19 protein-coding genes and 1 pseudogene are annotated in these 21,495 nt (G+C 69.6%); 11 read left to right on the forward strand and 9 right to left on the reverse strand.

From position 1 onward, the window contains the following. Positions 1–35: 35 nt before the first annotated feature. The gene (locus AB0I69_RS10800; RefSeq protein WP_363095251.1) at positions 36–704 is read left to right on the forward strand and encodes a Type 1 glutamine amidotransferase-like domain-containing protein; all 669 of its coding nucleotides are present in this window, start codon (positions 36–38) and stop codon (positions 702–704) included. 45 nt (positions 705–749) lie between these two features. Here the strand turns inward: AB0I69_RS10800 and AB0I69_RS10805 are convergent, their stop codons facing one another. Further along, on the reverse strand, positions 750–1,805 hold the full coding sequence (locus AB0I69_RS10805; RefSeq protein ID WP_363095252.1) for a LacI family DNA-binding transcriptional regulator: 1,056 nt from the start codon (positions 1,803–1,805) through the stop codon (positions 750–752). Between the two features lie 179 nt (positions 1,806–1,984). Continuing rightward, a complete protein-coding gene (locus tag AB0I69_RS10810; protein WP_363095253.1) occupies positions 1,985–3,565 on the reverse strand; it encodes a carboxylesterase family protein in 1,581 nt (526 codons plus the stop codon). A 247-nt stretch (positions 3,566–3,812) separates the two neighbouring features. Here AB0I69_RS10810 and AB0I69_RS10815 point away from each other — a divergent pair, with 247 nt between their 5' ends. The 7 genes from AB0I69_RS10815 to AB0I69_RS10845 all read left to right on the forward strand — a co-directional run bounded on the left by AB0I69_RS10815 (position 3,813) and on the right by AB0I69_RS10845 (position 12,204). Beyond that, a complete protein-coding gene (locus AB0I69_RS10815; RefSeq protein ID WP_363095254.1) occupies positions 3,813–4,826 on the forward strand; it encodes a hydroxyacid dehydrogenase in 1,014 nt (337 codons plus the stop codon). Positions 4,827–4,946: 120 nt separating this feature from the next. Next, positions 4,947–6,038 (forward strand): LacI family DNA-binding transcriptional regulator, encoded by a 1,092-nt coding sequence (locus AB0I69_RS10820; RefSeq protein ID WP_363095255.1) that lies wholly within the window; start codon positions 4,947–4,949, stop codon positions 6,036–6,038. 213 nt (positions 6,039–6,251) lie between these two features. Continuing rightward, entirely contained in the window at positions 6,252–7,583 is a 1,332-nt protein-coding gene (locus AB0I69_RS10825; RefSeq protein ID WP_363095256.1) for an extracellular solute-binding protein, read from the forward strand. 10 nt (positions 7,584–7,593) lie between these two features. Then, positions 7,594–8,478, forward strand: a complete 885-nt coding sequence (locus AB0I69_RS10830; protein ID WP_363095257.1) for a sugar ABC transporter permease — start codon at positions 7,594–7,596, stop codon at positions 8,476–8,478. Continuing rightward, positions 8,478–9,383: a carbohydrate ABC transporter permease gene (locus AB0I69_RS10835; RefSeq protein ID WP_363095258.1), complete on the forward strand. Its 906-nt coding sequence runs from the start codon at positions 8,478–8,480 to the stop codon at positions 9,381–9,383. Before AB0I69_RS10830 ends, AB0I69_RS10835 begins: the two co-directional genes overlap by 1 nt. Next, a complete protein-coding gene (locus AB0I69_RS10840; RefSeq protein WP_363095259.1) occupies positions 9,380–10,978 on the forward strand; it encodes a family 43 glycosylhydrolase in 1,599 nt (532 codons plus the stop codon). Before AB0I69_RS10835 ends, AB0I69_RS10840 begins: the two co-directional genes overlap by 4 nt. Positions 10,979–11,157: 179 nt before the next feature. Continuing rightward, the gene (locus AB0I69_RS10845) at positions 11,158–12,204 is read left to right on the forward strand and encodes a substrate-binding domain-containing protein (RefSeq protein WP_363095260.1); all 1,047 of its coding nucleotides are present in this window, start codon (positions 11,158–11,160) and stop codon (positions 12,202–12,204) included. Positions 12,205–12,290: 86 nt separating this feature from the next. Here the strand turns inward: AB0I69_RS10845 and AB0I69_RS10850 are convergent, their stop codons facing one another. The 5 genes from AB0I69_RS10850 to AB0I69_RS10870 form a co-directional block, all read right to left on the reverse strand. Next, complete coding sequence (locus tag AB0I69_RS10850) at positions 12,291–13,787, reverse strand: class I adenylate-forming enzyme family protein (RefSeq protein WP_363095261.1); 1,497 nt, start codon at positions 13,785–13,787, stop codon at positions 12,291–12,293. Between the two features lie 2 nt (positions 13,788–13,789). Further along, on the reverse strand, positions 13,790–14,605 hold the full coding sequence (locus tag AB0I69_RS10855; protein ID WP_363095262.1) for an arylamine N-acetyltransferase: 816 nt from the start codon (positions 14,603–14,605) through the stop codon (positions 13,790–13,792). Positions 14,606–14,612: 7 nt separating this feature from the next. Beyond that, on the reverse strand, positions 14,613–15,713 hold the full coding sequence (locus AB0I69_RS10860; protein ID WP_363095263.1) for a 3-dehydroquinate synthase II: 1,101 nt from the start codon (positions 15,711–15,713) through the stop codon (positions 14,613–14,615). Then, positions 15,694–16,605, reverse strand: a complete 912-nt coding sequence (locus tag AB0I69_RS10865) for a 2-amino-3,7-dideoxy-D-threo-hept-6-ulosonate synthase (protein ID WP_363095264.1) — start codon at positions 16,603–16,605, stop codon at positions 15,694–15,696. Before AB0I69_RS10865 ends, AB0I69_RS10860 begins: the two co-directional genes overlap by 20 nt. Before the next feature lie 298 nt (positions 16,606–16,903). Next, positions 16,904–17,542 carry a hypothetical protein gene (locus AB0I69_RS10870; RefSeq protein ID WP_363095265.1) on the reverse strand — a complete coding sequence of 213 codons (639 nt, stop codon included), beginning with the start codon at positions 17,540–17,542 and terminating at the stop codon, positions 16,904–16,906. 84 nt (positions 17,543–17,626) lie between these two features. Between AB0I69_RS10870 and AB0I69_RS10875 the strand changes: the two genes are divergently transcribed. After that, complete coding sequence (locus tag AB0I69_RS10875) at positions 17,627–18,259, forward strand: VOC family protein (RefSeq protein ID WP_363095266.1); 633 nt, start codon at positions 17,627–17,629, stop codon at positions 18,257–18,259. 68 nt (positions 18,260–18,327) lie between these two features. Beyond that, positions 18,328–18,726: a VOC family protein gene (locus AB0I69_RS10880; protein ID WP_363095267.1), complete on the forward strand. Its 399-nt coding sequence runs from the start codon at positions 18,328–18,330 to the stop codon at positions 18,724–18,726. On the opposite strand, the gene AB0I69_RS10885 is transcribed toward AB0I69_RS10880, so the two are convergent. Continuing rightward, a complete protein-coding gene (locus tag AB0I69_RS10885) occupies positions 18,723–19,427 on the reverse strand; it encodes a helix-turn-helix transcriptional regulator (protein ID WP_363095268.1) in 705 nt (234 codons plus the stop codon). The two genes, AB0I69_RS10880 and AB0I69_RS10885, sit on opposite strands and share 4 nt — an antisense overlap. 85 nt (positions 19,428–19,512) lie before the next feature. Between AB0I69_RS10885 and AB0I69_RS10890 the strand changes: the two are divergent. Then, positions 19,513–19,893: pseudogene (locus tag AB0I69_RS10890) on the forward strand (NmrA family transcriptional regulator); the annotation flags it as partial. A 59-nt stretch (positions 19,894–19,952) separates the two neighbouring features. Here the strand turns inward: AB0I69_RS10890 and AB0I69_RS10895 are convergent. Continuing rightward, positions 19,953–21,107, reverse strand: coding sequence for a YihY/virulence factor BrkB family protein (locus AB0I69_RS10895; protein WP_363095269.1), 1,155 nt, complete (start codon positions 21,105–21,107; stop codon positions 19,953–19,955). Positions 21,108–21,495: the final 388 nt, after the last annotated feature.

Here is a 21,495-nt window from a genome sequence, read left to right on the forward strand (position 1 = left end):
TTGCACGCGCCCGTCAGCCGTGCTTGGCTCCCCCGATGAACCTTCTGTTGACGGCGAGCGGCCTGCGCAACGAGACACAGCGGGATGCGCTGCGGGACATGCTGGGAAAGCCGTTCGGATCGGCGAACATCGTGTTCGTTCCCACGGCATCCGTCGCCGAGCCCGGGGACCACGGGTGGCTCGTCGAGGACATGAACCGGCTGCACGGCCTCGGCTGGCGGGAGTTCGACGTCCTGGAGCTGAACGGCCTGCCCCGGCAGCTGGTGCTCGACCGGCTCCTCCACGCCGACGTCATCTATGTCGAGGGCGGCAACCACTACCACCTCGCACGCAGCATCACCGGCAACGGCCTGGCCGACGGCTTCCTGGAGGCGCTGGAGAACCGGGTCTACGTGGGGGTCAGCGCCGGATCAATGATCTTCAGCCGTCATCTCACCGCGCACTCCGCCGACGTCATCGGGGACACCGCGGACCTCCAGGTGCTGGGCGCGACGACCGTGGAGCCGCCGTTCGGCCTCTTCGACTGGTATCTCAAGCCCCACCTGTACTCGCCGAATTTCCCCGAGCGGGTCGACGCCTGGGCCGACCGCATCGTCGCGCGGGCGGACTTCCCGATCTACTTCATCGACGACGAGACGGCCGTTCGCGTCAGGGACGGCAAGGTGGATGTCGTTTCTGAAGGCCGGTGGCGATTCCATCCGTGACGCAACACGTGGACGCGACTCGTGGACGCAACGCGTGCGCGACGCTCAGGAGTTGACCGCCGTGATCGAGTCCCGCACCACCACATGCGTGCCCAGCAGCAGGTGCTCGTCCGGGGACTCCGGTGTGCGCCCCAGGGCGGTGCGTACGGCGAGGCGGCCCAGTTCCTCGTAGGGGACATGGACCGTGGTCAGGGCGGGGTACAGGTCGCGGGCGAAGGGGATGTCGTCGTAACCGGCCAGTGAGACGTCGCCGGGGACGGCAAGCCCCGCCTCGTGCAGCGCGGTGAGCGCGCCCGCCGCGACCATGTCGGTGGCGGCGACCACGGCCGTGAACTCCAGTTTCCGGCTCAGGGCGAGGCGCATCAGCCGGTGGCCCGAGTCGCGGGTGAAGTCGCCGTGGAGCAGGAGTTCCGGGTCGGGTTCGAGGCCTCGGGCGCGGTGGGCGGCGAGGTAACCGCGCTCGCGGCCCTGTGCCGTCGCGTGGTCCGGCTTGCCGCCGAGGAACAGGACGCGCTGGTGGCCCTGGGCCAGGACGTGCGCGACGAGAGCGTAGGCGCCGCCCTCGTTGTCGTACTCGATGACCGTGACCGGTGCGCCCGGGCCGAGCGGCGGGCGCCCGCAGAGCACGAGCCGCGAACCGGCCGCGGCCAGCGAGTCGGCGATACGGCGGGTGCGCTCGCGGTACTCGGGGGTGTCGGCGGTGCCGCCGACGAGGATCACGGCGGCGGTGCGCTGGGCGCGCATCGTCTCGATGAAGTCCAGTTCGCGCTGGACGTCGCCCTCGGTGCTGCACACCAGGCAGAGGTGGCCGAGCCGGGTCGCCTCGCGCTCCACGCCGTGCGCCATCAGGGCGAACGACGGTCCCGTGATGTCCTCCAGGACGAAGGCGAGGGTCGGCGTCCCGACGCCCGCCACGGCCTTGGCGCGGGCGTCGGCCACGTAGTCCAGTTCGCGTACGGCCCGCAGCACGCGCGTGCGGGTCGCGGTGCTCACCGGGTACTCGCCGCCGAGGACCCGCGACACCGTGGACGCGGACACCCCGGCGCGGGCCGCCACGTCCCGGATGGTGCTCCCGCTCGCGTCCTGGCTCTTCCTGGTCATGTACCGCCTCGTTCCTCCCCGGCCTGTGGCAACACGTCCGGCAACCGGTTCCCTGCGCGGAGGGTAGCAGTGGGCGATGGGCTGGAGGAGAGGCGTGCGTCGGCCAATTGGCCTACGTCAGCACGGCAGTTGTCGGCGGCCGACGGTGGGCAACCGGTTTCCGTCCTGTATCCGCACGCTCACGACGACCGCCGCACATCCCCGGTCCGCCGCAGCCGCCGTACGACGGACCGCAGTTCGGTGGCGCTCCGCGCGGGCGGCGTGCCCTCGACCGGAACCGGCGCCTCCTTGGCCTCGGCGTCGGCCGTCCACAGGGCGAACTCGGGGTCGCGCGGGCCGTACGCGACGTAGGGCGCGCCCTCCCCGAAGATCCGTACCGGGTGGGAGTCGTCCCAGGTCTGCCAGCCGGGGTCGCCGTCCACGGCGAACCGCACCCAGGCCCCGTGCATGGCGTCGGCGAGTTCTTGGGGTGCGCCCTGGCCCGCGAGTTTGGCGGACTCGGGGATGTCGCCCGTGTCGAAGACGAAGCCGAGTTCGAGGGCGTGGCAGGAGCCGAGGTCGGGGCGGTTGGAGGGCCAGGCGAACTCGTAGAGGTGGGAGGTGCCGGGGCGGGCGTCGGCGAGGCGGTGCAGCGGGTAGCGGAGGAGGTGGTCGGTGACCAGTTGGCCGACGGTCTCGGCGGTGCCGGCGTCGGGGTGCAGGGCGCGGTAGCCGCGCGGGACCTCGACGCCGCAGTGGCAGCGGGCCATCGCACCGGCCAGGGCGACCGCGCCGAGCCGGTCGACGCGCTCGTGGAGGCCGCCGGGGACCAGCCACAGCCGGTACTCGTCGCGGGTCCAGCCCATCATCAGGTCGACGCCCCGGCCCACCTCGCCGTCGACGAGCGCCTCCAGCGGGTCGCGGGGTACGAGGTCGCCGTCGATGACGATGCCGAACGTGGGTCCGCCGAGCACCGGGCTGCTGAGTCTGCCCACGTCGGCCTGGGTGCGCAGCAGCAGTTCGCGGTCGACGGCGGCGAAGGCCTCGGCGGTGGCGGGGATCTTGAGCCGGGTCGCCATCCGGCGCACCATCCGCCGTACCTTGTCGCGGTCGAAAGCTTCCGGGGGCCCGCTCTGCAGGACGGCCCGGCGGACCAGCCCCTGGGCCTGCGGGACGGCGAGCAGGGCGCCGGTGCTGATCGCGCCGGCGGACTGGCCGAAGAGGGTGATCCGGTCGGGGTCGCCGCCGAACGCCGCGATCGACTCGTGCACCCAGCGCAGTGCGGCGAGCTGGTCGCGCAGGCCGGGGTTGGCGGGGGCGTCCGGGAAGAGGCCGTAACCCTCCACGCCCAGGCGGTAGTTGACGGAGACGAGGACGACGCCGTCGCGGGCGAAGGCGCGTCCGTCGTAGACGGGGACGGCCGACGAGCCCCGGGTGAGCGCGCCGCCGTGCAGCCAGACCATGACCGGCAGCCGGGCGCCCGGGCCGGGTTCCGGGGTCCACACGTTGAGGTTGAGGCAGTCGTCGCCGGGCACGACGGGGTCGGACAGCAGTTTGGCGAAGGCCTCGGAGTACGGCGGTTTCGGCGGGGTCGGGCCGAAGGCGAGCGCGTCGCGCACGCCGGTCCAGGGCTCGGGCGGGACGGGCGGGCGGAAGCGGCGGGGGCCGAACGGGGGTGCCGCGTAGGGGATGCCCCGGAAGACCGCGATCCCGTCCTCGTAGCTGCCGCGTACCGCCCCGTACGGGGTGCCTACCACGGGGCCCGTCTGCTCTGCCGTCATCTGCCCACCAGCTCCTCACCAGGCTCGTGAACCACGCTGATCAGAGCATCACATCGCGTCCGGCTATTCCGGGGGACGAACTCCGCTGGACGGGTCATGCCCCGGCAGGCCGTACCCCTTCGGTCCCGGAACCGATCGAAATGTTTCCGCGTGCTGCGCCCGCTCTCACCGATTGACCCCCGCTCCACAGCAGATCTACGGTAGAAGACGCTTTCAGAAAACGTTTCTTACTCCGTACGGGAGGGTCATGCCCAGCGCCCAGCCGCCGAGGGCCGTGTTCGCCATGGATCCGGTGCACCTGCCCCTGCTCTTCCCCTCACCCCTGATGGCACGGCTCCGCCGGACGGCCGCGATCGACCCGGGGCTCGTCGTGCGGGACTTCGCCGCCCCCGAGACCGCCGTGGCCCTGGCCGACGCCGAGGTCCTGATCACCGGGTGGGGCTGCCCGCACCTCGACGCCGACGCCCTGGCGGCGGCACCCCGGCTGCGCACCGTGCTGCATGCGGCGGGCTCGGTCCGTTCGCTGGTCGGCGAGGCCCTGTGGGAACGCGGGGTAACCGTCTCCAGCGCGGTCACCGGCAACGCGCTCCCGGTCGCCGAGTACACCCTCGCGATGATCCTGCTCGCCGGGAAGGACACCTTCGCCCAGCGGGAACGCTTCCGGAACACGCACACGTACCCGACGCCCGCAGAGACCGCGCCGATCGGCAACCTCGGCCGCCGCATCGGCGTCATAGGCGCCTCCCGGGTGGGCCGCCGCCTGCTGGAACTGCTGCGGCCGTACGACTTCGAGGTCCTGCTGCACGACCCCTACGTCAGCGTCACCGAGGCCGCCGCGCTGGGTACCGAACTCCTGCCACTGGACGACCTGTTGAGCCGCAGCGACATCGTCAGTCTGCACGCCCCCGACATCCCCGAGACGCAGCGCATGCTGGACCGCGGGCGGCTCGCCCTCATCCGGGACGGCGGCGTGCTGATCAACACCTCCCGGGGCGCCCTGATCGACCACGACGCCCTCACCGACGAGCTGTTGTCCGGTCGCCTGACCGCGATCCTGGACGTCACCGAGCCCGAGCCGCTGCCCCCCACGTCCCCGCTGTACAAGCTGCCGAACGTCTTCCTCACGCCGCACATCGCGGGCTCGCTCGGCAACGAGCTGGCGCGGCTCGGCGCCATCGTCGTCGACGAGCTGGAGCGCCTGGCCGCGGGCCTGCCCCCCGCCCACGAGGTACGGCACGCGGACCTGGCCCGTGTCGCCTGATCCGCGCTGTCCACAGGCCGTCCTGCCTGGAACAACGATGGGATACGGTTTCCGGACCGGCGCGCGAGCAGGCCCTCGCGCGCCCGGCGGGGACCTGGTCACGGTGAAGGAGTCGCTACGGTGAGTCAGCGCAGGGCGTCCGGCGACGCCGGCCGGGCGACGATCCGGGACGTGGCGGAGCGCGCCGGGGTCTCCGTGGCGAGCGTCTCGCGCGTGCTGTCCGGCAACTACCCGGTGTCGGAGGAGCTGCGCCGCCGGGTGATGAAGGTGGTCGGCGACCTGGACTACGTGACCAACGCGCACGCCCGTTCCCTGGCCGGCGGGGGCACGCCCACGGTCGCCATCCTCATCAACAACATCACCGGCGCGGCATTCGCCCACGTGGCCAAGGGAGTTGAGGGCGCGGCCACGCTGCGCGGCTGGCTCTCCCTGGTCGGCACGACCGGCGACGACCCGGAGCGCGAGCTCGCGCTGGTCAACCTCATGCGCCAACAGGGCGTCGCCGCGGTGGTGTTGCTGGGCGGTGCGTACGACTTCGACGAGTACCAGTTGCGGATGGCCCGTTTCGCCCGCTCTCTGGACGCGGCGGGCTCGCATCTCGTGCTCGTCGGCCGCCCGCCGCTGGAGGGCGACGTCCCGGCGACGACGGTCGACTACGACAACGAGGGCGGCGCCTACGCCATGGCCAGCCACCTCCTCTCGGCCGGTCACCGCCGAGTCCTGGTGCTGCCGGGACACGCCGAACTCACCACGGCCCAGGGCAGGTTGAGGGGGGCGCAACGGGCCTTCGAGGCGTACGGCGTGCCGTTCGACCCGGGGATGGTGCGGCACGGTCCGTACGACTACGAGCACGGGTACGAGGCGGTGGAGGACACCCTGAAGGAGGGCGTGGACTTCACCGCGGTGCTCGCGGGGACGGACGTGGTCGCCGCGGGCGCCATGCAGGCGCTGCGTGCGGCGGGGCTGCGGGTGCCGGAGGACGTGTCGATCGTCGGCTACGACGACATCCCGCTGGCCTCCCAGCTCACGCCCCAACTCACCACCGTGCACGTCCCGTACGAGGAGATGGGCCGGGTCGCCCTGCGCGCGGTGGCCGACCGGCGCGAGGGCGGCGGCACGGGTCGGCGCAGGGGCAGCGACGGCGACCATCTGGTCCTGGGCACGCATGTCGTCGTGCGGAACTCGGTACGGCCGCCGGCCCGGCGGGACTAGTACAGGGACTGGCGCGACCCCCCTGCGGGACTGGCGCAGCACACGGAACCAGGGCGTTACGTAACCGGTTTCTCTTCAAATCCCCTGGCCAGACTGGGTCTGTCCAGGGCGATCGAAACAACTTGCTGCACACCTCTTGCTCCGAACAGGCCATCCTGCCTACCTTCCCAGCAACCGGTTTCTACCTCTTCTCTTCCGAAGGAACACGGTCTGATGAACTTCACCAGCCCCCGGAGAAGGTTCGCTCGTGCAGCCGTCGCGGGCCTCGCACTGACAGGTCTCCTCTGCGCCTGCGGCGGATCCGGCTCGGGAGACTCCAAGTCCTCGGGTCCGGTCACCCTCCCCCTCTGGGGCTGGGCCAACGGGCAGGACGCGGTCGTGAAGGCGTTCAACGCCGCCCACAAGGACGTCAAGCTCAAGTACACCAAGGTCACCGACCAGTTGACGATGCAGAAGCAGCTGACCAACGCGGTCAAGGCCGGCAACGCGCCCTGCCTGGTGCAGAACACGGCGGAGTACGTGACCACCTGGGTCTCGCAGGGCGCGCTCGCCGACATCTCGCAGTACGTCTCCGCCGACAAGGCCAAGTTCAACGCGGGCGCGTGGGCCAGTGCGCAGGTGCAGGGCAAGTCCTATGGCGTGCCGACCAGTTCGGCACCCGCGTTCACGATCTACCGCACCGACATCTTCAAGAAGTACGGCCTGAAGGCGCCGACGACCTGGGCCGAGTTCATCGCCGCGGGGAAGGTGCTCAAGAAGCACGGCGTCAAGATCACCAACTACGCCGGTGAGGACCCCAGCACCCTGGAGGTGCTCGCGATGCAGGCGGGCGCCCACTGGTACGCCATCGACGGCAACTCCTGGAAGGTCGGCTTCCAGGACGCGGGCAGCCTCAAGGCGGCCGAGGTGATCCAGGAGATCGTCGACAACGACCTCGCCTCCAAGCTGTCGTTCGCCGACTACGCGGCCGTCCAGCGCAACTACGACGACGGCGGCACCGCGACCCGGCAGATCTCCACCTGGCAGATGGCGGGCATGGTGCAGAACTTCACCAAGTCCGACGGCAAGTGGGCGCTGTCGCCCTGGCCGACGTTCCAGGGCGAGGCCGCCAAGACGCCCGCCGGCACCAACCAGAGCGGTGGCGTCACCCTGGTGACCAAGCAGTGCACTCACCAACAGCAGGCCACCGAGGCCGCGTTGTGGATGTCCACCAACACCGGTGCGGTGAAGACGATGGCGAGCCCGACCACCGGCAACGGTGTGATGCCGGCGCTGGCCGACAGCAACGCGTACGTCGACGAGGCGATCTCCGACAAGCTGCTCGGCACGAACTACGAGCCCGCGAAGAAGGTCGTCACGGACAGCCTGAACACCGTCACCTCCGACTGGGTGTTCGGCCCCGACTGGACCGCGATGTTCACCGAGTTGCAGACGGGCTGGGCGAAGGTGATGAACAAGCAGGAGAAGGTCACCGATCTGCTGGCGCACATGCAGGAGTGGACGGTCAAGGACCTGAAGTCCCGCGGTATCAGCGTCAAGGGCTGAGGCAGCGCCGATGATTCGCTCCCAGCGCTGGAAGGGTGCCGCGTTCACGGTGCCCTTCCAGCTCGGTTTCGTGTTCATCTACCTGATACCGATCGGGTACGCCGTCTACGAGTCGCTGTTCGTGGAGCACCAGTCCGGTCTCGGTCTGGGCGGCTCCACCGAGAGGTTCTCCGGCCTGGACAACTACCAACAGGGCCTGACCGACTCGGCGTTCATGAACTCGGTGCTGCGCGTGGTGCTGTTCGCCTGCGTGCAGATCCCGGTGATGCTGCTCGTCAGCCTGCTGCTGGCGCTGTTCCTGGACGCGCTGTCGTCGAAGGCGGCGGGCCGGTTCAGGATCTTCCTCCTCGTGCCGTACATGATCCCCGGAGTGGTCGCGGCGATCGTGTGGATCAACCTGTACAGCCCGGACGTGGGCCCGTTGACCCCGCTGGGCAAGGTGTTCGGACTCTCCTGGAACTTCTTCGCGCCCTCGATGGTGTGGCCGTCCATCGGCAACCTGCTGACCTGGCACGGCATCGGCTACAACATGGTGATCATCTACGCGGCGCTCCAGGGCGTGCCCCGCGACCTGTTCGAGGCGGCCCGGCTGGACGGTGCCTCCGAGTTCCGGGTCGCGCTGAGCATCAAGATCCCTTATGTACGGGGGGCGTTGGTGCTGACGGGGATGCTCTCGATCATCCAGATGCTGCAGATCTTCAACGAGCCCGCACTGTTCCGGAACGTCACCCCGCAGACGGTGGACGACAGCTTCACCCCGATCATGGTCATCTACAACCAGGCGTTCAACGCGGGCAACTACCACTACGCGGCGGCACTTTCCGTCCTCCTGGCCCTCATCCTCGGCCTCGCCTCCTTCCTCTTCTACCGGCTCACCGCGAAGGAGGCCGACTGATGACCCTCACCGAAGAACGCCGGAAGGCACATCAGGTCCGCCGCCTCAACAAGCCCGATCCGAGGGCACGTTCACACGGCGGCCAGCGCTTCCTGCTCGTCGGTCTGGTCCTGGCGAGCGCCTACAGCCTGTTCCCGGTGTGGTGGCTGATCGTCGCCGCGACCAAGAACCGCACGGGGCTGTACCAGAGCAACGGCCTGTGGTTCTCCGGCATGCACCTGTGGGAGAACCTGCGGCAGGTCTTCACCTACGAGAACGGCATCTTCCTCCGCTGGACCGCCAACTCCTTCCTCTACGCGGGCGTCGGCTCCCTGGGCGGCACACTCGTCGCCCTCGCGGCGGGCTACGGCCTCGCGCGCTTCGAATTCCCGGGCCGCAGCGCGGTGTTCGCGTGTGTGGTGGGCTCGTTCCTGATCCCGATCGCGCTGCTCACCCTCCCGCTGTACCTGATGTTCTCGAAGCTCGGCCTGGTCGACACCCCCTGGGCGATGCTGATCCCCTGCCTGATCAACCCGTTCAGCGTGTACCTCGCCAAGGTCTACACGGAGGCCACGGTCCCCTTCGAACTCCTGGAGGCGGCACGGCTGGACGGCGCGGGCGAACTCCGGATCTTCTTCAGCATCGTGCTGCGGATGATGACGACCGGCGGCGCCACGGTGTTCCTCCTCGCGTTCGTGAACACCTGGAACGCCTTCTTCCTCCCGCTGACCGTGCTGCGCGGCGAAAGGAACTGGACGCTCAACATCGGCCTCTACAACTGGTCCGGCAAACGGCTGGAGTCGGGCGTCGACCTCACCAGCCTGGTCCTGACCGGCGCACTGCTGTCGATCGTGCCGATGGCCGTGATGATGGTCGCGATGCGCCGCTACTGGCGTACCGGGGTCACCCTGGGAGCCCTCAAGTGACCTTGCTGCACAACCCTGTTGTCCGCGGATTCGCCCCCGACCCGTCCATGGTCAGGGTCGGCGACCGGTACTACGTGGCGAACAGTTCCTTCGAGTGGTTCCCGACGATCCCGATCCACCGCTCGCGGGACCTCGCGCACTGGGAGTACGCGGGTCATGTGCGAGGCGCGGCCCCCGGCGACTCCCTGGCCGGGGTGCCCGACTCGGGCGGCATCTGGGCCCCTTCACTCAGCTGGGACGGCGAGCGCTTCTGGCTGACGTACTCGATCGTCCGCTCGGTCGGCACACCGTACTTCGACCTGGACACCTACGTGACGACGGCGACGGATGTGGCCGGGAAGTGGACGGCCCCACGGCGGGTGACGAGTCACGGTTTCGACCCTGCGCTGTTCCACGACGAGGGCCGACTGTGGCTGCTCAACCTCCAGAACGACTGTCGCCCCGGCGGCCGGCGCTTCGCGGGCATCGTCGCGACCGAGCTGGATCGCGACACGCTCGCCCCGACCGGCCCGACCCACCTGCTCCTCCAGCACGAACGGCTCGTCGAGGGGCCGAAGTTGGTGCGGCGGGGCGGCTGGTACTACCTCCTCCTCGCGGAGGGCGGCACAGGGTTCGAGCACGGGGTGCTGGTGGCGCGCAGCCGTACGATCACCGGTCCGTACGAGTTGGACGACCGCCCCCTGCTCACGTCCCGGGACGACCCGTCGGTGCCGTTGCAGAAGGCGGGACACGGTGAGCTGGTCGAACTGCCGGGTGGCGACTGGGTGTTGAGCCATCTGGCGGCGCGACCGGTCCGGACGCCCGACGGACCGCGCTGCACCCTGGGCCGGGAGACCGCGATCCAGGCCGTGACGTGGGACGCGGAGGGCTGGCCGCGACTGCGGCACGGGGGTTGGCACCCGGCGGTGGAGGTGGCCGTACCGACGCCTCCCGCCGCCCCGAACGCCCAAGTCCCGGATTCCGGCGGTCCGTTGGGCTGGCCGTGGAGCAGTCCGCGTGGGTACCCGGACCCGTCCTGGGCCGACACCGCCACCCGCCCCGGCTGGATCCGGCTGCGCGGGCGGCACGGGCCGGAGTCGCGATGGGCGCACAGTCTGCTCGCGCAGCGGATCACGGAGCACCGTGCGCAGGTCGAAGTCACGGTCGAGGCAAGGCCGTTGACGTTCACGCAGGCGGCGGGGCTGGTGCTCTGGTACGGCGCCGAGGCGTACTTGAGCCTGCACCTGACGTGGGCGGAGCCCGAAGGTGAGGGGCAGCGCGGGCAACAGTGGCAGGACGGCGGTGGCCGTACGGTGCTGAGCCTGGTGGAGCGGGACGAGGACGGCACCCGCCAGGTGGCCGCCGTAGGGGTCGATGTCAGTGCTCCGGTGACGTTGGGGGTGACGGTCGAGGGGGCCGATGCCGGGTTCTGGTATGTGCGGGAGGGGGTGCGGACGGCGGTCGGGCCGGTGCTGGACTTCAGTCGGCTGTCCGACGACTACGGGTCGCGGCTGCGGTTCACCGGTGCGATGGCGGGGATCCATGCGTGGGATCTGGTCGACGCGGGGTTCACCGCCGATTTCGGCCGCTTCCGCCTCGACTGCACGGCCGGCTGACCTGTTCGGGGTTTCGAAAGATCGGGTCGGTGCCATCACGTGAATTCCCTGGTCTTCCCGCCGTGTTGACGCGCACCTATCGTAGGAAGCGCTTTCTGAGCGGTTGGTGGTCGGGCCGTGGAAGCAGCGCTGGTCGAAACTTTCGATGGCCCTCGGGCGGGCTGGAGAGGTGGTTCCCGATGGTCCGTACGGGGAGCGCGAGCATGACGGCAGGGCCGACGCTGGCGGTCGTGGCGCGGGAGGCCGGGGTGTCCGTGCCGACGGCGTCCAAGGTGGTCAACGGCCGGGAGGACGTGGCGCCGGAGACGCGGCGGCGGGTGACGGAGGCGCTGGAGCGGCTCGGGTATGTGCGCAGGCCCCGGTTCGACGCGAGCAAGGCGCCGGGGATGGTCGACCTTGTCGTGCACTCGTTGGAGAGTTCGTGGTCGGGGGCGGTGCTGCACGGGGTGGAGGAGGCGGCGTACGAGGCCGGCTTGGAGGTGGTCGTCTCGGCCGGGCTGACCCGGACCCGGGCCGACCGCCCCGAACGGGGTTGGCTGGACAAGCTGGTTGGCCGGGGTTCGGCCGGAGTCCTGTTCAATCTGGCCGAGTTGACGCCGTCCCAGTACGCCTGGCTCGACCAGCACCGCATCCCGTTCGTCATGATCGACCCGGTGCACGAGCCGCCGCCGGGTGTCGTGTCGGTCGGCGCGGCCAACTGGCAGGGCGGGGTGACGGCGACCGAGCACCTGCTTGCCCTGGGCCACGAACGCATCGCCGTCATCGCCGGCCACCGCCACAAGATGTGCAGCAGCGCCCGCGTCGCCGGCTACCGCTCCGCGCTCGCCGCCGCCGGAGTGCCCGTGCGCCCCGACTACATCCGCCACGGCGGCTTCGACCAGTCCATGGCCCGCACCCGCATGCACGAACTCCTCGACCTGCCCGAGCCGCCCACGGCGGTCTTCGTCTGCTCCGACCGGATGGCTCTCGGCGTCTACGAGGCCCTGGCGGACCGGCAGTTGAGCGTCCCGGACGACATCAGCGTGGTCGGCTTCGACGACCTTCCCGAGTCCCGCTGGGTGACTCCGGCATTGACCACGATCCGGCAACCCCTCTCGGAGATGGCGGCCACCGCTCTGCGGCTGCTGCTCCGGCTGATGGACGGGGACCGGCCGGAGGGGACGCGGACGGAGTTGTCGACGCGGTTGGTGGAGCGGGCGAGCACGGGGGTGCCGGGCGGCAGGTGAGGCCACCGTCTCGGCGTACGGGGCAGCGAGCAGGACGGGGCAGTGGACCGGTCGTCCGCTGCCCCGTCACGACGTGGCGTCGGGTGTCAGACGAACTGGCCTCCCACCGCACGGAGTTGTCTGCGCAGGATCTTGCCGTTCGCGTTGCGCGGCAGCGTGTCCAGCCGGACGACGTCCTGCGGGACCTTGTACCAGGACAGCCGGGACCGGGCCAAGGCGATCAACTCGGCGTCCAGGGCAGGGTCGTTGGCTCCGTTGCCCGACTCCTCCTTGTCGGGGACGGTCACCACGTAGGCGCGCAGGCTCGTGTCCCCGGCGGGACGGCGGACCGAACTGACCGCCGCTTCGAGCACGCGCGGATGGCTCTCAAGCAGCCGTTCGACCTCGCCCGGCACCACGTTCTGGCCGCCGATCACCTCGACGTCGTCCAGTCGGCCGTGCACGTGGAGGACTCCGTCGTCGTCGATCGACGCCAGGTCCCCGGTCGGCCACCAGGTGTCCCTCACTTGATCGGGGCCCAGACTCCCCCGCTCGACTCCCCGGGACGCGAAGTCGGCGTAGACGTGCAGCTCGCCCTGTCGGCCCGCGGGCATCGGATGGCCGTCCGCGTCGACGACGCGCACCGGCCGGCCGGGGACGGCGGGGCCGACCGCCGAAGGGGCCCTGTACGCGGCGGGCCGGCCCATGGAGATCACGCCGATCTCGGTAGCGCCGTAATTGTTGACCAGCCGGTCCCCCAGGATCGGTACCAGTCGCTCGCGCAACCGTAGCGAGAGGACCTCCCCCGCGCTCGACACCTCGCGGAGGCGGCCGAGCGTGTCCGCGTGGCCGGGCTCAAGGAGCATGCGGGCCAGGAAACTCGGCTGCGCGAAGAGGTCCGTGACCTGGTAGCGGTCGATGAGGTCGATCGCCGTGGCCGGGTTCGCCCGGGTGCGCGACAGGACGACGGTCTGCCCCGTGACGAGGGTGGTGAGCACCGAGAAGTGCAGTCCGCCCAGGAAATACATGCGAGACACCGACAGCCCAACTGTCGTACGGCCACCGCCGTTTGGACCGGGAGGGCCGGGAGGTGCGGCGAAGTTGCTGTGCAGGAAGAAGCAGAGTTTCGGGGCGCCCGTCGTGCCGGACGTGAAGACCGCCAACGCCGGAGCGTCCCCGCCCTCGGCGAACCCCGGGTCCGGTTCGCCCGCGACGAGTGTCGCGACCTTCATGGCGGGGGCGAAGCCCGGCAGCTCCAACTGCCCTGCGAGGTCCGGGTCGATGACGGCCAGCGCGGGCTCCACCGTCTCGACGGCCCGCGTCAGATCCTCCCCGCTCATCTGGACGTTGACCGGGACGGCGACGAGACCGGCCTGCCAGGCGCCGAGCACCGACCAGACCATCTCCAGGCTGTCGGGCAGCGCCAGCAGGACCCGGTCACCGCGGCGCAGTCCCGCGGACCGGTACCCCCTCGCGGCCCGTGCCGCGCCGTCGAAGACCTCGGCGTACGTCCAGGCACGGTCGTCGGCCAGGAAGGCGATCCGCTCCAACCACCCTCTGGCGTGGGCGAGTCGGGCCAGATCCTCGGTTACGTTCCCGGGCATGGCTACGGACGCTCCTCTCCGGCGGCGGACGGTGCCGCGGTCCGTTCCGGGATTTTCGGCGCCTCGTCGAGATGGATCCCGAACCAGGTCCCGAGTGCCTCCTTCAGCCCTTCTTCGGTGACGATCCGTTCCCTGGTCCGCTGCCCGCCCTGTTCCCTGATGAGGACCCTGTTCGCGAGAGTGACCCTTCCGTCCTCCCGGGGCTGGACACAGATCAGCCGGTTCCTGAAAGGCGATTCGGGGGCCGTCTGGTACCACCACATGGAAGGCAGGCCGAATTCGATTTTCCGGGGTTTCATTTCCATCCGGTACAGCGGCGAACCGTCACGGAACACATCGATGTCCCCTTCGGATGTCTCCGTGATGAGGTACACACCGTGCGGGTCGTTCTGCGGTGTGCGCAGATCCAGCCGCATGGGCCATCGGCTGTGACTTCCCTGCCCCACGTCCACCAGCCAGGAATGTCCGTCCGGTTCACCGGTCTCCACCCGAAGCGCCAGATGACCGATAGGGCTGTCCAGTACCTCACCGCGGTAGATGCACCCGGCCAGCAGGGTGACCTGGAATCCGAGAGCTTCCAGCAACATCGCGAAAGCAGAATTCAGCTCGAAACAGCCGCCGCCGCGCCGTTCCTGCACGATTTTCTTGACCGCGTCCAGCGAGTACGGGATCGGTTCGCCGAGAAGGAAGAACAGGTTCTCGAACGGAACGGACAGCACATGGCGTTCGTGAAGATGCCGCAGGGCGTCCGCGTCCACCCGCTCCGGCCGCTTGGCGCCTATGCGTTGCAGATAGGCGTCGATGAGTTCGTCGTCCATGGCGCTCTCACTTCTCCAGGCAGAACTCGTTGATGGGATAGCCGACATGGCGGTCCTCGGCGGGCAGATAACCCAACACACGGTCGCCCGGCTTGAGTTCGGTGCTGTTCAACACCGCCCCGCCCGGACCGAGCACCCGCACATGCCAGTCGTCCTGCAGAATCAGATTGACCGCGCGCCCGTCCTCGGACTTCGCGTCGATGGAAATGAGCGGCCGGCTCTCGATCTTGACCCGCCCGACAGTGACGATACGGGTCTGCCCCTTGACGTCGACGGCCATGACCTTGCTGCCGGATTTCAGCTCGCTGAGGTAATGGGTACGCCCGTCACGGGAAAGCGTGTAGGAGTGAATGGCGCCCGCGTTCACCCGGAACGGCCGGGTGGGCATATAGGGAAGCGGATGCGTCTCACTCACACAGAGGATCATTCCCTTGGAGTGCGAGCCGACCAGGATTCCCTCGTCCTCACGGAAGTGGCTGCACGTGTCGACGCAGGCCCGCTCCCCCATGCCCACGTGCTCGGTGGCGACGATGGTGAGCTCGACGAGGTCGAGGGGCTCGGTCACGACAGCGGATGCCTGCTTGAGTGCGGTGGCGTCGCCCACGGCGTTCGGCGCCATCATCACGCCGTCGGAACCGTGTTCGAGCACCCCGAAGATGATCTCCGCCTCCGTCACGTCCCCGGCGACGGTGATCAGACTGCCCTCGGCACCGGCAGCGGCGGCGATGACGATCTCCAGCGGAATCTTCGTGGGATCACGGAACAGCAGCAGGCTCCACTGTTCGGCACGAGCAGACTGACAGGCGTCCTCCAGAGTCTCCGCGTCGACGATCTCCACGAACCGTCCGAACTCGACTCCCGGATACGCCGACGAGAGCTCCGCAGGCGTCTGGTGCTCACGCGGGTCGACGATCACCACGTCGGCCGCACCGAGATCGTCGGGAAGCTCCTTGCCCAGCGGGAAGAAGACCTTCTTCACCGTAGGGGGCAGGTCGTCCAGATCCGCCAGGGTGTCGGAGACGATGCCGTCCAACCGCTGGTGCAGCGCCTCTTCGAGGATTGCCCGCTTGTCGTCGGCACCGCGAATATCAAGCCACGTGAGCTTCATGATTTCCCGTCTCTTTCATGTCTTTCATGTCTTTCATGTCTTTCATGTCTTTCATGTCTTTCATGTCTTTCATGCAGAACTCGACCGGAGCGGGCGGAGGCACATCCCCGTGCACGAGGCGGGCCAACTCACGTGTCGTAGCGGCCGGGTTGTCGGATTCGAAGATGTTCCGGCCCATGGCGATACCGGCCGCTCCGCCCCGAAGTGCGGAATCGACGAATTCCAGCAGTGCTTTCTCGTCGCCGACCCGTGGGCCGCCGGCCACCAGAATCGGTACCGGACAGGAGGCCGTCAGGCGCAGCATGTCCACATCGGATTCGAGGGCGTAGGTCTTGATCAGATCGGCCCCGAGTTCGGCCGCGACCGTCACAGCGGCGGAGACCAGCGCCGGATCACGAGGGTCGGTGACACGCGGCCCTCTCGGATACATCATCGCCATCAGCGGGATGTTCCAGCGGTCGCAGGCTTCTGCCACCACCGCCATATCGGCTATCTGCCGGGCCTCTTCCCGAGAACCGACGTTGACGTGCACGCTCACCGCGTCGGCACCGAGACGCAGCGCCTCTTCGACGGTCGCGACCAGACATTTCGCGTCGGGGTCGGGGGCGTGGGCGGTGCTCGCGCTCAAATGCACGATGAGCGACATCTGCGTGAACCAGGCCGGATCCACCCGGCGGACGCTTCCCTTGTGCAGGACCACGGCGTCCGCGCCATTCGTCGCCAACTGGCCGACCAGGCGATTGAGGCCGAAGCCACCCCCGGCGATCGGCCCGTCCGTCAAAGGATGGTCCAGGGGAACGACCAGCATGCGTCGCGGATTGCGTCGACAGAGCCGAAGCAGCCTCAGTTTGCGGGCGCTCGAAGCGCCGTCGAATATCTGCATCCAGTCCATTCCCATTTCCGTGCCTGGCCGGTTGTCCGGTCTCCGGAAGGGGCTCATCGGGCCGCCCTCCGTGGTCGGCTACGGCTGCCACCCGGGAGAGGTTCACTCCGCGATCCGGACAAGGGAGACCCGGCCGCCGCGGCGATGGGATGGGCCCGGTTCCCTCCTGCGAACAAGACGAACCAGGCCGCGGACACCGGCGACGGCACCGGCGCCCGCGTGTTGCTCGGACCGCCGGCTCAGCCCGACGGCCGAGTTGGTCCCGCCGAGCAGACGCGCGAGGAAGCCTGTTTCGCGTCGCGCGCGCTCAACCGCTGGTGCCCACGCTGTTGTTGGGTGCTCCGTCACCGGCCGTCGGCAGGTCACCGCGTTCCACGGGCGCGGTGGCCGTGCGGGCGGGCGGGAGGATGACCGGGAGTTCGCTCTTGTACGGGCGGCGGAGCGACTGGGCCGCCTTGTGCAGGACCGCGCGGGTCACCTTGCCCTGCTCGGCGTCGACGTGCACGAGATGGCCCTTCTGCGCCAGCACGTACTCGGCTTCCCCTCCGCCGGTGCGGTACCAGGCGTTCCCGTCGCGTACGCAGGTCATGTGCTCGCTGATCACCGCCTGCGTCGCGCAGTTCGCGTCGGTCATCGTGCCCGGCTCCACGCGCAGGTTGATCACGGCACCGGTCTTCGGCGACGTGTACGAGACGGAGAGACCGACGTCCGACACGCCGACCGACTGCTGGGCGAGGGTGAAGCCGGGCGGGTCGATGACGTAGACGAGGTCGGGGTCGAAGCCCAACGACCTTGCGCGGGAGGCGATTTCGGCGGACGTGGCAGGGACGGCCGAGGCCCTGGGGGTGCCGGGATCCGCGCCCGCCTTCTCGGTGCCGCAGCCGGCGAGCAGCAGGGGCAGTGCGGGCAGCAACAGCAGTGGCAGGGCGCGCACGGCACGGGTCATGCACCCATCCTGCCGTACAGGTGTTCCACCGTTTCAGGACTTTTCCCTCGTGCGGTGCGGTTCCGCCGCGTAGCCTCGGTGGGGATGAATGCCATTCCCGTACTCCTGGACCACCTCGTCCTCGCGACCCCCGAACTGGCGGCGACAGTCGCCGACTTCACGCTGCGCACGGGCATCGCACCGGTCGCCGGCGGAGCCCATGTCGGGCTCGGTACCCGCAACTACCTTGTCTCTCTCGGTGGTTCGCGCTACCTGGAGATCCTGGGTCCGGACACCGGGCAGGCCGAGCCGTCCGGGCCCCGCCCGTTCGGTGTCGACGGGCTGTCCGTCGCCCGGACGGTGACCTGGGCGGTGAGCCCGCCCGACCTGGACGCGGCGGTCGCGGCGGCCCGTGCCCAGGGGTACGACCCGGGGCCCGTGCGGGCGATGAGCCGCCGTCGGCCCGACGGCACGCTGCTGGAGTGGCGGCTCACCGACGGGGACACGGCGCACCCCTCCGGTCTGGTGCCGTTCCTCATCGACTGGAGTTCCTCGCCCCACCCGACCGCCTCGGGCCTGCCCGTCGCACCCCTGCTGGACCTGACCGCGACCTGCCCGGCCCCGGACGAGATCCGCCCGCTGCTGTCCGCGGTGGGCGGGGAACTGCCCCTGGCCGAGGGACCGGTGGGCCTCACGTTCACGCTGGACACGCCTCGCGGACCGGTGACCTTCCACTGAGGAGTCCGCTGGGAACGATGTCCGATTCCTTCAAGACCAGCCCCCCGGCCCCCGCCTACCGTGGCCCCATGACTCCACGATTCGACGCGATCGGCCTGGTCGTCTCCGACATGGCCGCCTCTGTCGCCTTCTACCGTCGGCTCGGGTTCGGGCTCCCCGAGGGTGCCGAGAACCAGCCGCACTCCGAGGCCCAACTGCCCGGTGGGCTACGGCTGTTGCTGGACACCGAGGACACGGTCCGCTCGTTCCATCCGGGTTGGCGGTCACCCAGTGGGAGTGGTCGGGCCGGGCTCGCCCTCCTCTGCGACGACCCCGCCGAAGTCGACCAGGTGTATGAGGAGTTGGTCGGCGCCGGGCACCACGGCGAGCTGAAGCCGTGGGACGCCTTCTGGGGCCAGCGGTACGCCGTCGTGCATGATCCCGACGGCAATGGCGTGGACCTCTTCGCTCCACTGAAGCCCGCCTAGCCGACCCCGGCCTGGCCGACCCGGCCGAGCAGCTCCCCCAGCGGCATCCCGGCCAACTCCCTGACGTCCCGGGCGAGATGGGCCTGGTCCGCGAAACCGGACCGGGCCGCGGTCTCCGCGAACGGCACTCCGGCGCGGGCCAGCGCGAGGGCCCGTTGCAGGCGCAGCACCCGGGCGAGTGTCTTGGGACCGTAGCCGAAGGCAGTGAGGGAGCGGCGGTGCAACTGGCGGGCGCCGAGGCCGAGTTCGTCGGCGGTGGCGGCGACGTGGCGACCGGTGTCGAGGGCCGCCACGAGGTGCCGTAGCAGCGGGTCGGGTGGGGGTGTCTGTGCCGCGCGTTCCAGTGCCAGTTCCTCCAACGCGGTCACCGGGTCGGGGGACTTGTCGACGCGGGCGCGCAGGCGTCGTACGGCAGCGGCGGGCCACAGGTCGGTCAAGTCGACGCGGCGGTCGCGGAGTTCGTGGGCTGGGACGCCCAGGAAGGTGGGTGCGGTGCCGGGGAAGAAGCGGACTCCGGCCCAGTGCGCGGGCTCGCCCTCGGGGACGTGGGCGCGGGTGTCGGGGCCGGCGACCAGCAGGCGGCCCTCGTTCCAGAGAAGGTCCATGCAGCCGTCGGGCAGGACCGGTCCGACGGTGGGGCCCTCGACGGTACGGCTCCAGACCACCGCGCCCGGCAGCCGGGACGCCCTCTCCACGTACACAGCGAAAAGGCTACGCCGACCGCGTCCGGTGCCCAGCCGGTGAGGTGCGTGAGCCTCCCCCATAGCCTTAAGGGCATGGGAGGTGCCCCCAATCGATGTGCGGGACATCGCAGACGTGGTCGTCGGTGTGCTGACGGCCGGGGACCGGTATGCCGGGCAGGCGGTCACCGTCTCCGGGCCGCGGCTGCTGACATTCAAGGAGGCGGTCGCTGAGGTCTCCGCGGCGGCGGGGCGTGCGTTGACGTATCGGGCGGTGTCGGCCCGTCAGTGCGGGGAGAGTCTCGCGGGGTTCGGGGTGCCGGCCGAGGAGGTCGAGTTCTTGGTGGAGCTGTTCGAGTCGCTGCTCGACGGGCGGAACTCGTATCTCTCGGACGGGGTTCAGGAGGTGTTGGGGCGGGAGCCGCGGGACTTCAGGGAGTTTGCGCAAGATGCCTCGGCGGCGGGCGTCTGGAAGGCCGGTGCGTAGTTCCCTGCGGGTTCGTTGGGGCTGGTCGCGCCGTTCCCCGCGCCCCTTTCAGGGGCGCTTCACTTCTCCGGTGAGTGAGAGTTCCCGGTTCCCTTGTGGGTGCTCTTCGCGTGGGTGCGGAGTCGGGACGTCACGTCCTCGGGGGGCAGGAAGCGGGACCAGCGTTCCGGGAACTCGGAGGGCATGTCGGGGTCGTCGGGGTCCTCGTCGTCCTGGGTGCGGGCCGCGGCCATGCGGGCGACGTACTCGGCGGCCTGTTCCTCGTGCCGGCGCTCGTTGGCGGCGCGGGCCGCGGCCGTCGCGGCGGCCGGCCAGACCCGGTCGATGGCCGCGTTGACGGCGGCCCCGACGAGTACGGCGAACGCGGACACGCCGATCCACAGCAGTACGGCGACGGGCGCGGCGAGGGAGCCGTAGATGGTGGGGCCCTCGACCGTGCCGGTGAGGTAGATGCGCAGCAGGTAGCTGCCGAGGACCCACATGGCGAGGGCGACCAGGGAGCCGGGTACGTCCTCGATCCACGGGGAGCGGACGGGGACGGACACGTGGTAGAGGGTCGTCAGGAAGACGACGGACAGGACGAGGACGACGGGCCAGTACAGGACCTGTACGACCGTCGCCGACCACGGCACCACGTTCACCACGGCGTCCGGTCCGGCCACCATGAGGGGCAGCGCGACGGAGCCGATCAGCAGGGCCGCGATGAACAGGGCGAAGGACACTATCCGGGTCTTGACGATGCCGCGTACGCCGTCCAGGCCGTACATCACGGTGATGGTGTCGATGAAGACGTTCACCGCGCGGGAGCCCGACCAGAGGGCGAAGAGGAAGCCGATGGAGATGACGTCGGGTCGGCCGCCCTTCATCACGTCGTGCAGGATCGGCTGGGCGATGTCGTGCACGCCCTTGTCGGACAGGACGGTGCGGGACGCCTCCAGGATGTTGTTCTCCAGGCCGGCGATGCTGTCGGCGCCGGTCCAGCTGTCGACGTAGCCGAGCAGGCCGATGAGGCTCAGCAGGAGCGGCGGCACGGACAGCAGCGTGAAGAACGCGGCCTCGGCCGCGAGGCCCAGGATGCGGTACTCCATGCAGGAGTTGACGGTGTCCTTGACCAGCAGCCAGGCGGTCCTGCGCTTGGAGACGTTCCGGTAGAGGGCACGTGCCCGGTGGAACCGGCTGGAGGGCCGCTCGGGGGTTTCACTTGCTGACTGCACGCCCTAAAGGTATCCGCCGTGCCGGGATGCACTCATCCCCCGGGGGCCTCGGCCGGGCGGGGCGCCCGCGACGGGAGTCGTGTCATGCTCGCGCTGGCTGAATTGTTCAGTCCGGAAATCGGATCCGTATTCGATTATTTCAGGCATGTTTCGGAGAGTGTCCCGGTGGAGCCTTCGGCCGTCAATTACAGTTGACCCGCCCATCGGTCGGCGCTGACGAAAAAGCGCCATTGACCGAAACAGCCTTGACCCGTTCCAGAATGTCCAGAAATAATCCGGACTGCATTCGTTGCGCGCGTTGGGACGACGTCAGCGCACACGACTCGGGGGAATCAATCGGCCCAGGACCAGGGCCTCGTCCAAATGGAAACTCTGTACACAATGCGGA

The sequence above is a fragment of the Streptomyces sp. NPDC050508 genome, assembly GCF_040655155.1.
Taxonomy (GTDB): domain Bacteria; phylum Actinomycetota; class Actinomycetes; order Streptomycetales; family Streptomycetaceae; genus Streptomyces.